Origin of the sequence: Streptomyces sp. Ru62 (genome assembly GCF_002920615.1) — a bacterium.
GTDB lineage: Bacteria > Actinomycetota > Actinomycetes > Streptomycetales > Streptomycetaceae > Streptomyces.
Genome location: NZ_PQSU01000003.1, coordinates 262,874 through 277,110, shown reverse-complemented (window position 1 = coordinate 277,110; position 14,237 = coordinate 262,874). Strand labels below are relative to the sequence as shown.

Annotated in this window: 15 protein-coding genes and 1 pseudogene; 6 read left to right on the top strand and 10 right to left on the bottom strand. The window is 74.7% G+C overall.

Features of this window, described 5'->3' with window-relative positions; all coding sequences use genetic code 11:
• Positions 1–319: 319 nt before the first annotated feature.
• The 6 genes from C3492_RS44115 to C3492_RS44470 all read right to left on the bottom strand — a co-directional run bounded on the left by C3492_RS44115 (position 320) and on the right by C3492_RS44470 (position 5,822).
• Positions 320–1,468: an insulinase family protein gene (locus tag C3492_RS44115; RefSeq protein WP_103810621.1), complete on the bottom strand. Its 1,149-nt coding sequence runs from the start codon at positions 1,466–1,468 to the stop codon at positions 320–322.
• Complete coding sequence (locus C3492_RS05675) at positions 1,465–2,805, bottom strand: insulinase family protein (protein WP_103810620.1); 1,341 nt, start codon at positions 2,803–2,805, stop codon at positions 1,465–1,467. Before C3492_RS05675 ends, C3492_RS44115 begins: the two co-directional genes overlap by 4 nt.
• 2 nt (positions 2,806–2,807) lie before the next feature.
• Entirely contained in the window at positions 2,808–4,076 is a 1,269-nt protein-coding gene (locus C3492_RS05670) for an MFS transporter (protein ID WP_103810619.1), read from the bottom strand.
• Positions 4,073–4,819 (bottom strand): hypothetical protein, encoded by a 747-nt coding sequence (locus C3492_RS05665; protein ID WP_103810618.1) that lies wholly within the window; start codon positions 4,817–4,819, stop codon positions 4,073–4,075. Before C3492_RS05665 ends, C3492_RS05670 begins: the two co-directional genes overlap by 4 nt.
• Complete coding sequence (locus C3492_RS05660; RefSeq protein WP_103810617.1) at positions 4,816–5,586, bottom strand: hypothetical protein; 771 nt, start codon at positions 5,584–5,586, stop codon at positions 4,816–4,818. The genes C3492_RS05665 and C3492_RS05660 overlap by 4 nt, the downstream gene beginning before the upstream one ends.
• 92 nt (positions 5,587–5,678) lie before the next feature.
• Positions 5,679–5,822 carry a hypothetical protein gene (locus tag C3492_RS44470; protein WP_165951710.1) on the bottom strand — a complete coding sequence of 48 codons (144 nt, stop codon included), beginning with the start codon at positions 5,820–5,822 and terminating at the stop codon, positions 5,679–5,681.
• Between the two features lie 188 nt (positions 5,823–6,010).
• Here C3492_RS44470 and C3492_RS05655 point away from each other — a divergent pair, with 188 nt between their 5' ends.
• Complete coding sequence (locus C3492_RS05655) at positions 6,011–7,228, top strand: JmjC domain-containing protein (RefSeq protein ID WP_181140219.1); 1,218 nt, start codon at positions 6,011–6,013, stop codon at positions 7,226–7,228.
• 380 nt (positions 7,229–7,608) lie between these two features.
• On the opposite strand, the gene C3492_RS05650 is transcribed toward C3492_RS05655, so the two are convergent.
• Complete coding sequence (locus C3492_RS05650) at positions 7,609–7,866, bottom strand: response regulator transcription factor (protein WP_103810615.1); 258 nt, start codon at positions 7,864–7,866, stop codon at positions 7,609–7,611.
• 292 nt (positions 7,867–8,158) lie between these two features.
• The gene (locus C3492_RS44465; protein ID WP_181140218.1) at positions 8,159–8,617 is read right to left on the bottom strand and encodes a helix-turn-helix domain-containing protein; all 459 of its coding nucleotides are present in this window, start codon (positions 8,615–8,617) and stop codon (positions 8,159–8,161) included.
• Between C3492_RS44465 and C3492_RS05640 the strand changes: the two genes are divergently transcribed.
• Positions 8,585–9,328, top strand: coding sequence for an SDR family oxidoreductase (locus C3492_RS05640; RefSeq protein WP_258055514.1), 744 nt, complete (start codon positions 8,585–8,587; stop codon positions 9,326–9,328). The two genes, C3492_RS44465 and C3492_RS05640, sit on opposite strands and share 33 nt — an antisense overlap.
• Positions 9,329–9,346: 18 nt before the next feature.
• On the top strand, positions 9,347–9,703 hold the full coding sequence (locus C3492_RS05635) for a nuclear transport factor 2 family protein (protein ID WP_103810612.1): 357 nt from the start codon (positions 9,347–9,349) through the stop codon (positions 9,701–9,703).
• 93 nt (positions 9,704–9,796) lie between these two features.
• Here the strand turns inward: C3492_RS05635 and lysA are convergent.
• A pseudogene (gene lysA / locus C3492_RS05630) lies at positions 9,797–11,127 on the bottom strand (diaminopimelate decarboxylase).
• A 14-nt stretch (positions 11,128–11,141) separates the two neighbouring features.
• Positions 11,142–11,492, bottom strand: a complete 351-nt coding sequence (locus tag C3492_RS05625; RefSeq protein WP_103810611.1) for an SAV_915 family protein — start codon at positions 11,490–11,492, stop codon at positions 11,142–11,144.
• 282 nt (positions 11,493–11,774) lie between these two features.
• Between C3492_RS05625 and C3492_RS05620 the strand changes: the two genes are divergently transcribed.
• The 3 genes from C3492_RS05620 to C3492_RS05610 all read left to right on the top strand — a co-directional run bounded on the left by C3492_RS05620 (position 11,775) and on the right by C3492_RS05610 (position 14,230).
• Positions 11,775–12,341, top strand: a complete 567-nt coding sequence (locus tag C3492_RS05620; protein ID WP_103810610.1) for a universal stress protein — start codon at positions 11,775–11,777, stop codon at positions 12,339–12,341.
• Between the two features lie 639 nt (positions 12,342–12,980).
• On the top strand, positions 12,981–13,214 hold the full coding sequence (locus tag C3492_RS05615; RefSeq protein WP_103810609.1) for a hypothetical protein: 234 nt from the start codon (positions 12,981–12,983) through the stop codon (positions 13,212–13,214).
• Positions 13,215–13,405: 191 nt separating this feature from the next.
• Positions 13,406–14,230, top strand: coding sequence for a MerR family transcriptional regulator (locus tag C3492_RS05610; protein WP_103810608.1), 825 nt, complete (start codon positions 13,406–13,408; stop codon positions 14,228–14,230).
• The last annotated feature ends 7 nt before the right edge of the window (positions 14,231–14,237 follow it).

Sequence of the window (14,237 nt, the reverse complement as noted above, 5' to 3'; positions counted from 1 at the left end):
CGGATCTGATCCCTTGAACCGGGAAACGTCCCCCGTCGGCCGCTGGTCTCTCTGCTTCCTCAGAGACCGCCACATACGGATCAGGCGATTCCGTGAGCTGGTTCGTGGGTCGGAGGGACGACCGCGGCCTAAAGCGACGAGCGCATCGACGAGTGCGCATCTCCTCCAGGCAGTCGGCCGGCAGACGCTCGACCCGCACCGGGGGCTTCCTCACCAGGAGGGGAAGGCCACCCCTGTGACGACCGGCGCGCAGGCGCTCCACAGCGCGACACCGGCGGTGCCGGTGGGGCAGGGGCACGTGGGGCCAGAGCGCTCCTCCTCACCCACCGACCGGCACCGGAACGCCGGCCGGACGGGGGCGGCCGTCGCGGATCGTCCACAGGCGCAGGGGGCCCGGGGCGGCGGTGGCCGGGGCAGGGCTCTGTTCGGTGGCCGCGGCGGTGGCCCGGCCCAGCGGGGTGCACGTGTCGAAGGCGCGCTGGTTCAGCGTCCGGGCCTCGGCCCGCGCGACGGCGTCCGCCGGCATCCGGCCGCCCATGGCCTCGCACACCTCCCGCAGCCGTGCGGCGAGCCGGCCGGCCTGTGCCCGCTCGGGGCGCCAGCACCAGACGTCCACCGCCCGGCCGGAGTTGTCGATGGTGGTACGGCCGAGCAGCGGGACGCCCAGGGCGGCGGCGGCCGCCACCACCGGACCCGACTCGCCGAGCAGGGCGTCCACCCCGGGGTGGCGGGCGGTGCGGGGCCGGGCGTGGGTCACGGCCACCAGGCCGTCCAGCGCCGGGAGCGTCAGCGGCTGCCCGGCACGCGGCGCCGGACGGGCCGGCGGCGGCGCGGGCCGGTGCGGGACCAGGTCCGCGACGGCGTCGGTCAGCCCGGCGAGGGACGCGGGCGGACCGGCCACGGCGAGGACGGCGTTGCCGGGGTGGTAGCCGAGGCCGACCAGCCGCCGGACGTCCGCCGCCGTCACGGCGGCCACGTCCGTGACGAAGGTCCGGGCCACCGCGTCCGAGCCGGGCTCGCCCGCCGGATCGGCCGCGGCGAGCAGTCCTCCCGACCGCAGCAGGGGGTTCGCGTCCATCCGGGCCGTCTCCAGGGTGACCGCGGCGCGTTCCGCCTCCAGCACCGTGGCCGGGCAGTCGTACGGCGCGAGGACGCGCAGCAGCAGCGCAGCCATGTCCACCGCCTTGTCCGGTGTGGTGGTGGCGCGGAACACGGTCCGGGCGTTGTCGGTCTCGGCGAGGATCGGCGTCCGCTCCTCACCGGGACGGCGCGTGGCGGCGATCTGGACGTGCTCGGCCAGGTGGGCGGTGCCGGGCGGGGCGGGCAGGTCGTCACGCGAGCCGCACTCCACGCTCAGGCAGGCGGCGGCCGAGTGGGCCCACGGCAGGGGGTGCAGGACGACGCGGAGTCCGTGGACCCGCGTCACGGTGGCCGGCGTGGTGTCGGGGGCGGTGCGGTACGTCGTCACAGGGCGGGTGCTTTCGTGAGCCGGGCGGCCTGCTCGTCGCTCAGCCGGCATGCGGCGGGGCCGACCACCGCGACGGCCGGCGGCGCCGCGAACGGGCGCAGGACGGGCGGGACCGGGAGGGTGCGCAGCGCGGTGGCGAGCCGGGCGGGCGAGGTGTCCCCGGCCACGGCCGCGGCTGCTTCGTCGACGGCCGCGTAGGGATCGTCCAGGAGCATGGTGACCCGGGCCAGGCAGCGGTCCCGGGCCGCGTGGAACTCCTGGGCGGGGACGGGCTCGCGCAGGGTGCGCAGCAGGGTCGCGCGCAGCAGCCCGGCGACGCGGGGAACGTCCGCCGGGCGGACGGCCGCGGTGACGGCCACGGACGGACGGCCGTCGTCCTGTCCTGACCAGTACCCGGCGGAGTATCCGTACGCGAGGGTGTCCTCGCCGCCGCGCAGCGCGTCGTAGAGGCGGCCCTCGGGCCCGGAGCCCAGCACCTCGACCAGCACCTCCAGCGCTCCGGGCGGCGCTTCGGCCAGGGGTATCCGCACGGACAGCCGTGCCGCGTCGCCCGGCAGGTCCTGGTGCACGTAGCCGCCGCGCCAGGTGCGGGCGGGGACAGGGGGCGGGGTCTCGGGAACGGCGGGTCCGGCAGGTCCGGCCGGCGGGGCGGGTACGGCGAGATGGACCGGCGCGGTGGAGGCGGCGAGGGCCGTGGGCGCACCGGGCGGGGCGGGGAGGTCGCGGCCGGGGCCGGCCGTGACGACGGTCCGGCGGGCCACGACGGTCTCGATCTCGGCGCGGACGACGTCGGCGGGGATCGACGCGATCGTCCGCGGTGTACCGAGGGCGTCCGCTCCGGGCTCGCCGAAGGCGGCCTGCCGGGACGCCTGGTTCAGCAGGACCAGGACGTCCTGTGCACGGCGGGCGGCCAGGGCCGCCTGCGCCGTGGCCGCGGCCCGGATCCGGTCGTCGTCGGGCAGGACGAGGGCGTGCGGGGTGAAGGCCTCGCCGGCCGCGTGGACATCGTCGTGCCGCGACCAGTACGCGAACGAGGAACGGCGGGGCCGCAGCCGGTGGCGGGTGAGCCACCCTTCGCGCCGGGCCAGCGCGGCGGCACCACCGCCGCGCGGGTCGGCGAGCAGCCGGGCGACGAGGGCGGCCAGTCCCGCGTGCGCGGCGGGGTCGTCGTCGTGCCCGTGCGGCAGCTCGACGACCACCGCGTGCCCCGGCCCGCCGAACGGCGGTGGTTCGCCGCGGTACGGCCCCGGGCCCGGGAGGCCGTCGCCCCTCACGCGCCCGGACCCGTGTGGCGGCGCCGGTTCGGTGGGGTGGGGGGCCGACGGGTGGGTGCTCATGGTCACTGTCCTGACGGGGCGGTGGCGGGGTCGAAGGCAGGGTCGGCGGGGCGTGGGCTCCCGGGGGAAGCCGGTCGCGCCGCGCGGTGGGCGAACGGTGCGGCGGCGACGGCGGCCAGCACCCCGCACACGGCCACCGTCACCGGCGTGCGGGAGGCGAGCAGAGCTCCCGCGGTCAGCGCCACGAGTTGCGCGCTCGTGGTGAGCATGCGCCGGAAGGCCATGACCCGGCCGCGTACGGCGTTCGGGGCGCGCAACTGACACAGCAGCACGGGGCCGATGCCGTAGGCGAACTGGTGGACGCTGATGACGATTCCGGCCAGGGCCACGGCCGGCCAGAGCGCGTGGCCGACCAGCCATACGGCGGCCAGTCCCACGGGCGCGCAGGCCAGGGAGCTCCACCACAGCAGGCGCGCCGGGGACAGCGTGTCGCGGGCGCGGGCCATCAGCGCCGTCACGGCGATCCAGCCCAGGCCGGTGCCGACGCCGAACACGCCCACCAGCGAGCCGGGGTGGTGCTGTCCGAGGTGGACGGCGAGCTGTTCGGTCACCGCGCCGAAGAAGAGGTAGACGGCGGCCTCGGCGATCAGCGCGTCGCGCAGCACGGTGTCCTCGCGGACGGCGCGCACGCCGCCGAGCAGTGCCGCGAGGCCGGTGTGCGGGAGGGGCTCGTGACGGGCGGCGGGCAGCGGTGTCATGCAGATCGCCGCGACGACGAAGGTCAGGCCGTTGAGCAGCAGGACCCACTCGATGCCGAACGCCGTCAGCGCCGCGGTGCCGATCAGCGGACCGAGGGTCATGGCCAGACCGGTCGTGGCGTCCAGCAGGGAGTTGGCGGTCAGCAGCCGGCTGCGCGGGATGGCGTCCGGGAGGAGGCTGGACAGCGCCGGGACCCGGGCCACGGCCAGGGCCTGGAGGACGAACAGCAGCAGGAGCAGCAGGGTGACCTCGCGGTGCCGGACCGCGCCGATCATGCCGGCGACGACCGCGGCGGCGGCCAGGTCGGTGACGATGACCACCCGGCGCCGGTCGAAGCGGTCGGCGATGAGCCCGGCGAAGGGCGAGATCAGCAGCTTCGGCAGATGGAACACGGCGAAGGAGACCACCGCGGCCAGCGCGGAACCGGTGGCCCGCTGCACCCACAGGGGCAGTGCGAGGAACTGGAGATAGCCGCCGAGGGTGGACAGGCTGCGTCCGAACCAGAAGGTCCAGAAGACGGAGCCGAGCGCTTCCCGGGGGGCGGCGCCGGCGGCCGGCGCTGATGCGGTCATGCCGCGTCCTCCTGCTGTCGTCCGGCCGGCTCCGCCGCGTCCAGGGCCAGTTGGGCCTTCGTACGCCGGGCACGCGGACGCGCCAGCCAGTGGTCCATGTCGGTGGCGAGTCCCGCCAGTGCCCGCAGCGCGTTCGGCGCGGAGGAGTTGACCTCGATCTCCACGCACGCGTACTCGCCCAGTACGGTCCGTCCGTCCTCGGGCGCCCGGAAGGTCACCAGGTCCACGCTGCAGGCGACCTCCACCCCGTCGGCGGTGCGCCCGAGGCCCTTGGTACGCCGCTGTGTCGCCACGGCCGCCACGCCCAGCGGGCCCTCGGCCAGCCGGTTGCGCCGGACGTGTCCGACCGGCAGCAGCGAGCTGTCGTCCAGCGCCCGCGGCACCTGGTCCGGCGTGATCCTGGAGGCGAGTTCGAGCCCGTCCCGCCAGGCGTGCACGCGGATGGCCTGCTTGAAGGTCAGCCAGCACACGTCGGCGGCGGCTCCCGTGTTGACGACGGCGCCGAGGGTGTGCCCCGCCCGGATGAGGGACCGGGCGGCGTCGTCGACGTAGAGCGTGGAGGAGACGAAGGACAGGGGCCGGCGCAGCGGCGTCAGCCGGGTGTGCAGCGGTCCGCCGCGCAGCAGGTCCTCCGGTCCGGACCGGTAGACCTCCAGCGGGAGCTCCCACTTGCACTCGTGCTCGACCCCGACGACTTCCCGCAGGTCCTGCGGTGGTGCGGGGGGTTCCGGCGGCTTCGTCATCGTAGGGCGTCCACTGGGTTCGCGGCCCGCGGGCCGGACGGCGGTTCGGGCAGGGTGAAGATGTCCACGTCACCGGGAGCGACGGGGAGGACCCGCTCCAGGACCGTGCGCAGCACGGGTGCGCAGGCCGGTGGAGGAAGGAAGTGGCCGGACTTGAGGTTGGCCACGACCATGCAGTCGTGCGGGTCGCCCAGGAGCACCAGCTCACCCGCGGCCCGCACGCGCAGCCGCTCGGGCACGAGCATGGGGTGGACCACTCGTGCGCCCTGCCGCCGGCGGTCGGGTGTACGGCCGAAGACGGTCTCGGCGAGCGTGAACGGCTCGGGCCAGACCAGCAGGCGGTGCCGGTCGTCCACGACGTAGATGTGGGTGCTGCCCGGGGACAGCGCCGCGAAGGCGTCGGCGGCGCTCGTCACGTGCAGCACGTCGGGCCGGCCGTCGTCGAGGAGCGGCGCGTACATCCGGTCGAACGCCGGCCGGTCGTACTCGATCAGCGGGGGGTCGGTGTGGATCAGGCGCCGGCGGTCGCGCCCGGCGGACACGATGCCGCCGTGGTCGTAGCGGCGCTGGATCTCCCGGACCAGCGCCTCGACGCGTGCGCCGACCTCGCGGGCGGCGCGGTTCTCCAGGAGCACGGTCCGCAGGGACAGCAGCTCCTCGTAGAGCAGGAAGACCACGGCCTGGCTGTCGGGGCCGTACCGCTGGGCCAGCTGCGCGCGGACCTGTGCGTACCGAGCGAGCAGCGGGTGCTGCGTGCTGCCTGCCATGGCTCGTTCCTCCGGTCGTGCGCGTCGTGCCTGCCGGACGCCGGCCGGGGACCGGACGGCGTCGGCAGGCACGTGACGCGGGAGCGGTGAGATCAGAACTCGCCGTGCTCACCCGGGCTGGCCAGCGCCTGGGTCATGGCGAGGGCCTCCTGGCCGTCGACGGTGGCGTCGATGGCGCGCAGGTTCTCGACGATGGTCTCCACGCGGAGCAGCTCGGACGCGGTGACAGCGTTCATGGTGAAACCTCATTCCAGGATTCGGTGGACGGGATGTCGTGCCGTTCTCGGGCTTCTCCCTCGGCGGCACGTCATCACTCTCTCCGGACCGCGACGGCGGGGAAAGTCACGTAAATGCGGTAACTCCGGTGCGGGTACCGGGAATTCGTGACTCCGCCGGCCGCCGCGCGCGATGGATGATCGCGTCCATGGACCTGGAATTCGTGCGCGCGGTGGACAAGGCACTGGACGGACGCGAGGGACGGCGGCTCGGCCTGGACTTCACGCGGGGTTCCCTGCCGCCGCCATGGGGCGCGCGGCTGCTGACGGTGGACCGGCTGATGGACATGCTGACGTACCGCACGATGACCCGGACCGGTCAGGTCCTGGTCCTCCAGCAGGGGTCCTTCCTCCCTCCGAAGCGCTTCATGACCTCGCGGACCACCCGTGGCGAGGAACTGGAGATGGTCGACACCCACCGTCTGGGGCTGCTGTTGCGGGAAGGCTGCCAGGTCGTGGTGGGCGGCATCGAGAAGATCGACCCGGTGTTCGACATCGCGTGCCGTGCGCTCCAGTGGCTGACCGGCGCCCGTGTCTACGCGACGGCGTTCCTGGCCACCGGCGAGGCGGGCGGCTTCAATCTGCACGTGGACACCTCCGACTCGCTCGTCCTGCAACTGGAGGGCACGAAGAGCTGGCAGGTGCGGGGCGAGTCCATGAAGGCGCCGCTGAACGAGGTGCGCCGGTCGGCCGAGCCGAGCGAGGAGATCCTCTGGGAGGGCACCCTCGGTCCGGGTGAGGCGATGAGCGTGCCGCGTGGCTACTGGCACACCGCGACCCGGTCCGACCAGGGCGCGGGGGGCTACTCGCTGCACGTCACCTTCGGAGTGGTCCGGCGCACCGGCGTCGACTGGCTGCGGGCCCTGACCGAACTGGCCTGCAACCTGGAGGTGTTCCGGCGCGACCTGACGGACGACACCGACGAGGACGAGGCCCTCGCCGCCGCGCTGTCGCTGCTCGCGCGGACCTACCGGCCCACCCATTTCCTCCAGGCCCGTACCGCGTACTCGGACCGCGGCGGCATCGGCTGGCGGGAGACCCAGCACCCCTACACCGGCGGTGCGTTCGGGCCGGTCTCCGAGGTGGTGTGCCTGACGGACTTCCCGCCGCATCTGACGGCCGGCGGCGGCAACGCCGTGGTGACCGTGAACGGCCGGCGGCTGACCTTCCCCGCCGAGGCTCTGCCCGCCCTGAGACTGCTGGTGTCGGGCCGCCCGGTGGTGGTCGAGGAGGTGTCCCGGACGACCGGCGTGGACGCCGCCGAGCTGGTCCGCCCCTTGCTGGACGCGCACTTCTGCACCGAGGTGACCGGGGCACTGGCGGGGGCCTTCACGGCCCTGGACGGGCCCGAGTCCCCGGAGTCGTAGTTCCCCGGCGGGGACGCCGGGCGTCCGGCGCGGAACCGGCACCGGGTGCCCGTGGGGGCACACGCGGCGACGACGCGCGGGATCAGCTTCCCGGACGCCGCCGCGGTGAAGAAGTCTCCGCTCGAAGGCCGCGGGAGATGCCGGGCTCGGTGGTGGGCGCCGACTCCCCCGGCTGCCGGGGCGCGACGCACGACGCGGCCCTCGCTCCCCGGGCCCGCACAACGCCGCCTCAGCACCGGCGGGGCTCCCGCACGGCGGCGCGGCGACGGGTCCGGGCGCGGGCGGGAGCCACCGCGCGGTACGGCCGGACCCGTCGGACCGCCTGGGGCTCAGTCAAGTCCTCGGCGAGGCTCCGGTGGAGGCGAGCGGCACGGCGCTGCTCACCTCTCCTGGAGGGCTTCGACGGGGGTGTGCGGCTGTTCGAGCCGGAGGGCCAGCACGACCAGTTGGGTTCGGTTCGCGGCGCCCACCTTCGCCCGGATCCTGCGCATGTAGGTGTCGACCGTGTGCCTGCTGATGCCCAGGCCGCGCGCTATGGCGTCGTAGGTACCGCCGCCGGGAAGCCGGCTGAGGATCTCCCGTTCGCGCGGGCTGAGGGTCTGGGCGAGGTCGTCCCCCGCCGTCTGCGTGATGTTCATCGACTCCCCTTTCGCCGGGTTCCCGCGGAAACCGGTGTGCAGCGACGGGGTGCATCGAAACAGCCCCTGGTCAACGGCCGATCGGCCGGGCGTGGACGCCCGGTAAACGGCACACCGGGCGCGGGGCACGCGAGGGAGCACCGCGGGCGCCGCGCCCGGGGCGCTCAGAGGGTGTCACAGACGGCCAGTTCGCTGAGGACCGCCGCGCCCGCCCGCAGCGCCCTGCGTCGAGGGCAGTCAGTCGTGTCGTCCAGGGCCGCGGCCGGCGACTCATCGCGGTGACCGCCCGCGCCTACCCCTCCGCCCCTGCCTCCCGCCGGCGCCGTTCGAGTTCGGCGTACCGGGCGCGCATGGCCGGGCCGGCCGCCGGTCCCGCGGTGAAGACGAACGCCTCGCTGTCGTCGAGGTCCCGCCCGGTGTGCCGGTCCACCACGACCGGCTCGGCCTCTTCCCCTGTCTGCGCGTCGACCAGGATCATGGTCCGTTCCTCCGGCGGCAGATGCTGGTTCCCCCAGGCCGCCAGCGCGACGATCACGGGACGCAGGGAGCGGCCGCTCTCGGTGAGCACGTACTCGTGGCGCACCGGGTTGGTCCGGTACGGGCGGCGCTCCAGCAGACCGTCGGCGACCAGCGTCTTCAGCCGGGCGGTGAGCATGCTGGTCGAGATGCCGAGGCTCTGCTGGAACTGGTCGAACCGCGTGTAGCCGTCGAAGGCGTCGTGGAGGATCAGCAGCGTCCACCACTCGCCCACGTCGCGATCGCCGCGCGGCTGCGCGCCGCCGGCGCCACCGTCCTGGTCGCCGCCCGCTCCAGGCCCGACGACATCGCCGAGGAGGACTTCGTCGGCGCCGACCTGACCACGCCGGAAGGCGCCGGGCACGTGGCTCGGGAGACGATGCGCCGGCTGGGTACGACCGACATCCTGGTGCACACCCTCGGCGGATCGTCCGCCCCCGCCGGCGGCTTCGAGGTGCTCACCGAGGAGATCTGGTCGCAGGAACTCGGCCACAACCTGCTCGCCGCGGTGCGGCTGGACCGGGCGCTCGTCCCGGGCATGATCGCGCAGGGGCGGGGCGCGGTCGTCCATGTCTCCTCGATCCAGCGCCGCATGCCGCTGTGGAACGGCACGCTGGCGTACGCCTCCGCCAAGGCCGCCCTGAGCACGTACAGCAAGGGCCTGTCCAACCAGGTGGCCCCACACGGAGTGCGCGTCAACACGGTGGTCCCCGGGTTCATCCAGACCGACGCCGCCAACGCGCTCGTCGACCGGATCGCCGAGCGGACGGGTGACCGCGACTCCGCGCTGGCCTCGCTCATGGACTCGCTCGGCGGCATCCCGCTCGGCCGGCCCAACCGTCCCGAGGAGGTCGCCGAACTCGTCGCCTTCCTCGTGTCCGACAGGGCCTCCGCCATCGTCGGAGCGGAACACGTCATCGACGGCGGCACCATCCCCACCCTCTGACCCGAAAGCGAGGCACACATGACCGACACCACGCCCGCGCCCGGCACCGATGAGCTGCCCGACGTCGTCCAGCGGTTCCTGAAGGCGCACAACGCCCATGACGCGGCGGCCGCCGCCGCGGCCCTCACCGCCGACGCCACCGTCACCGACGACGGCCGCACCTACCGCGGCCGCGCCGCCGTCGAGCAATGGCTCGGCCGCGCCGCCTCCGAGTACACCTACACCACCGAGCTGCTGAGCGCCCGCGGGGACGCCGCCGGCCAGTGCACCGTCACCCAGCGCCTGCGGGGCGACTTCCCCGGCGGCACGGTCGACCTCCACTTCCGCTTCACCCTCGACGGCGACCTCATCAGCGCGCTCACCATCGCCCCCTGAACGCGGCGTCGGGCCCGCCGGAAGACTGGTCAGGCCCCGGGCGGGCCGGTCGGTGAGGGAGGCCGGACCGGCCCCGCCCGGGAGTCCTCAGGGTCACAGACCCACGTCGCGGCCGCGGATGTCCGCCAGGGACTCCCGCCGGACCAGCAGGCGGGCGAGACCGTCGCGCACGGCGACCACCGGCGGACGGCGCCGACCAGGTTGTAACCGGAGGCCATGGACACCTGGTAGGCGCCGGACACGGGCACGGCCAGCAGGTCACCGGGGCGGATGTCGGCGGGGAGTTCCACGTCGGCGGCCAGGACGTCGCCGGCCTCGCAGTGCCGGCCCACCACGGTCACCCGGGCCGGGGCCGCGGTGCCGGCCCGGCCGATCAGCCGGGGCGCATACCGGACGCCGTACAGGGCGGGGCGCGGGTTGTCGCTCATACCGCCGTCCACGGCCACGAACACCGTCCCGCCCGTGTGTTTCACCGCCAGGACGCGGTAGACGGCGACGCCCGCCGGGCCGGCGATCGCCCGGCCCGGTTCGATGATCAGGCGGGGCACGGGAAGGCCGGCCGTCGCGCACGCGCCGGCGAGTTCCGCGCGGACCCTGCCGGCGAGAGCTGTGAGGTCCAGGGCCTCCTCGCCGGGGCGGTAGGCGATGCCGTGGCCGCCGCCGAGGTCGAGTTCGGGCAGGGTCAGGCCGTGCTGTTCGTACAGCCGGGTCATCAGGCCGACCAGGCGGCGTACGGCGACGAGGTACGGCTTGACGCTGCTGATCTGCGAGCCCAGATGGCAGTGCAGACCGGTGAGTTCGAGCTGTGGCTGGTCGAGGATGCGGGCGATGGCGTGCTGGGCGTAGCCGTCCGCGATCGACAGGCCGAACTTCTGGTCGTCGGTGCCGGTGCGGATCTTCTCGTGGCCGCCCGCGCTGATGCCGGGCACGACCCGGACCATGACCTTCTGGTGGCCGTCCGGGCCGACGGCGGCGGCCAGCCGGGCGATCTCGGCGGGACTGTCGATGACGACACGTCCGACGCCCAGACGCAGGGCGGTGTCCAGGTCGCGGGGCGACTTGGCGTTGCCGTGCAGCACGATCCGCTCGGGCGGGAAGCCGGTGGTGACGGCGAGTTCCAGCTCGCCGGCGGAGCAGACGTCCAGGCCGAGGCCCTCCTCGGCCACCCAGTGGGCCATCGCCCGGCACAGGAACGCCTTCGCCGCGTAAAGGACTTCGGCCTCGGGGAAGGCGTCCCGGTAGGTACGGCAGCGGTCGCGGACCTCGGCCTCGTCCAGGACGTAGACGGGGGTGCCGAAGCGGTCGGCGGCCTCGGCGAGCGGTACGCCGCCCACGTGGAGGTCGCCCGGACGGGGCTCGGTGGCCGAGGCGGGCCACACGGTCAACGCCGTCGCGGGGGTGGTGGGTTCGTGGATCGTGGTCATCGGTGCTGCCCCTCTCAGGCGGTCCGCGATACGGGAAACCCGGAGGTGACCGCTGTGAGAGCCGTGACCGGCGTGGGAGCCGGAGCGGTGAGCCGCGGGTCCACCGTGACGGTGGTGATGCCGAGCGGCGCGGTCAGCGCGCGCAGTGCGGGCTCGGCGAGCCGGATCCACGCCTGGCCGGCGCCGAGGGTGGCGGTCAGCCGGCTCGCGGAGGTGAAGCCCACGGCGGTGCGGTCGCCGAGCGGGGTGCGGAAGAGCCGGGCCGCACAGCCGGAGGGGCCCGGCCGGACCGGGACGTACAAGGGTCCGACCGGGAACGGATCGGAGGGCTCGGGGTCGTCGTCGCCATAGCGGAGTTCTGCCATGGGGTGCCTCTCGAAGGGCAGGAGAAGGTGGTCGGGGACGCCCCGGCCGCGGGGAGGCGGCCAGGGCTCGTCCTCGACGGTATGACCGGTCTGCGGGGGGTTCCGGCGTGCCCTGACGGGACGCTGACGGTGAGCCGGTCGACCTTGACGGGATGCTGACACGCCTGGCGACAGGGCATCCGAGGTGCTGTCAGAGGGGCGTCAGGAACTGGCCCCCGGGCTGGTCGGGGTCCTCTCGGGGAGCTGTCCTGGAGGCGGTTTTCGATCAGGTAGGTGAAAGCGATGCCCGAGTCCCGCACGGCCCCAGTCGCTCGCGTCGTGGTGGGGGTGAGTGGTTCGCCGGGGAGTCTGACCGCCCTGCGCCGGGCCGCCGACGTGGCCCGGTGCCGTGGGGCTGAGCTGTGGCCGGTGCTGGCCTGGGAGCCTCCCGGCGGGGATCTCGCCGCGCGCAGGTCGCCGGCGGCGATCGTCCTGCTCCCGGAGTGGGAGCGGCTGGCCCGGGAAAGGCTGCTCAGGGCGCTGTGTGCCGTGTTCGGCGGTACGGACACGGGAGTCCCCGGACAGGCGCTCGTCGCCCGGGGCGCCCCGGGGCCGGCGCTGGTGCGGATCGCCGACCGTCCGCAGGACGTCCTCGTGGTCGGCGCGGGACGGCGTGGCCGCCTGCACCGGGTCCTGCGGCCGTCGGCCGGCCGCTACTGCCTCGCCCGGGCCGGCTGTCCCGTCCTCGCGGTGCCGCCGTCCCCGCTTCAGCAGGCGCTGGCGACCGCGCACCGCCGGAACACCTGGCGGCTGCGGCTGGACACCGGCCGAGTGGAGAGGGAGTTCGGGACGGTGCCACCCGACGCCTGACCCCGTCGGGCGGTGCCCGCCGTGGCCGCCATCAGGCCCGGCCCTCCGCACGCCGTGCCCGTCGTGGACACCATCACCCCGCGCCCGCCGTCAAGCCCGCCCCTCCGCACGCCCACGCCACCGCCACGCCGTGGACGCCGTCACCCCCGTGGCCGCCATCACGCCGTGCCCGCCATCACGCCGTGCCCGCCATCACGCCCTGGCCGCCATCACACCGTGCCCGCCGTCAAGCCCGGCCCTCCGCACGCCGTGCCCGTCGTGGACACCATCACCCCGCGCCCGCCGTCAAGCCCGCCCCTCCGCGCACCGGCGCCACCGTCACCCCGTGGACACCATCACCCCGTGCCCGCCGTCAGATCCGGCCCTCCGCGCACCGCCCCTCCGCGCGCCGGCGCCGTCGGCACCGAGCGACGGGCGCAGCCCCGCGTGGGGACATGGCGCCCGCTGCGCCGGCCGCCGCCTCGGGGTGCCGCACCCGTGCGGCGATCGTGCCGCCGGCGCGTGAGCGGTCCCGGGCCGGCGCGGCCCGATCGGGTGGCGCGCGCACGGCCGTGTGCTCCGGTGGTGATCGGCCGTTGATCGGGGCTTGCCAGCATCGAAGAGCACCAACACCCCACGGATCTGCGGAAGGAATCACTCATGGACGAGTCCAACGTCATGCGCATCGGGGACAGGCGGCTCCGCCTGGCGGCGGCGGGCATCGGGCTGCTGGCGCTGGTGGCCGGTGTCGCCGGAGTGACCGGCGCGTCCGCCCCCGCCCCGGCGGACGGTACGGCGGTGCACGCGGTGGCCGGGGGCGACGGTACGACGGGGGGCTCGGACCCGGAGGACTGGAACAGCACGGGCTCCCGCGTGGGCGACCCGACCTCGTAACGCCACGGGCGGGTCCGTGTGGACCACGCCGGTACGACGCGCGCGGCCCTCGTCCCCCGGCGGACGGGGGAGGAGGGCCGCACGAACCGGATCCACGGAACACTGGTGAACAGCCCTCGGCAGGGACGTGTCCCGCGCCGGATGGGTTCCTTGACTCTCACACCGTGTCAGGCGGTGGACTCGGAGACATCATGTTCACCATCGGAGACTTCGCCCGGCACGGCCGCGTATCGGTCCGGATGCTGCGCCACTACGACGCGACGGGTCTGCTGCGCCCGGCCCACGTCGACCCCGCCAGCGGCTACCGCCACTACACCGCCGCCCAGCTCGCCCGGCTCAACCGGATCATCGCGCTGAAGGACCTCGGATTCACCCTCCAGCAGGTCCGGGACATCGTGGACGAGAAGGTCGGCACCGAGGAGCTGCGCGGCATGCTGCGGCTGCGGCGGGCCGAACTGGAGACCGCCGTGGCCGCCGCGGAAGCGCGGCTGGTCCAGGTCGAGGCGAGGCTCCGAGCGATCGAGAGCGAGGGGCACATGCCCACGAACGACGTCGTCATCAAGAGCGTCCCCGGCGTCCGGGTGGCCGAACTGACCGCGACCGCCGCCAGTTTCGACCCCGAGGACATCGGCCCGGTCATCGAACCGCTCTACGCCGAGCTGTTCCGACGCCTGGACTCGGCGGGCATCACACCCACGGGCGCCGGCGTCGCCTTCTACGAGGACGCCCCGGAGGGTGGCGGCAGGATCACCGTCCACGCCGCCGTCCAGGTCTCCGCGCCCCTCCAGGAGGACGGCGCCTTCCGCGTCCTCGACCTGCCGGCCCTCGACCAGGCGGCGACCATCGTGCACCGCGGCTCTCCGGACACCGTGCTGCCCACCGCCCAGACCCTGACCCGCTGGATCGACGCGGGCGGCTACCGGTCGACCGGGTATCCCCGAGAGGTCAACCTGGAGTGCCCGGAGAACCGCGACGACTGGGTGACGGAACTGCAGGCTCCGGTGAGCCGGGCCTGAACACGGC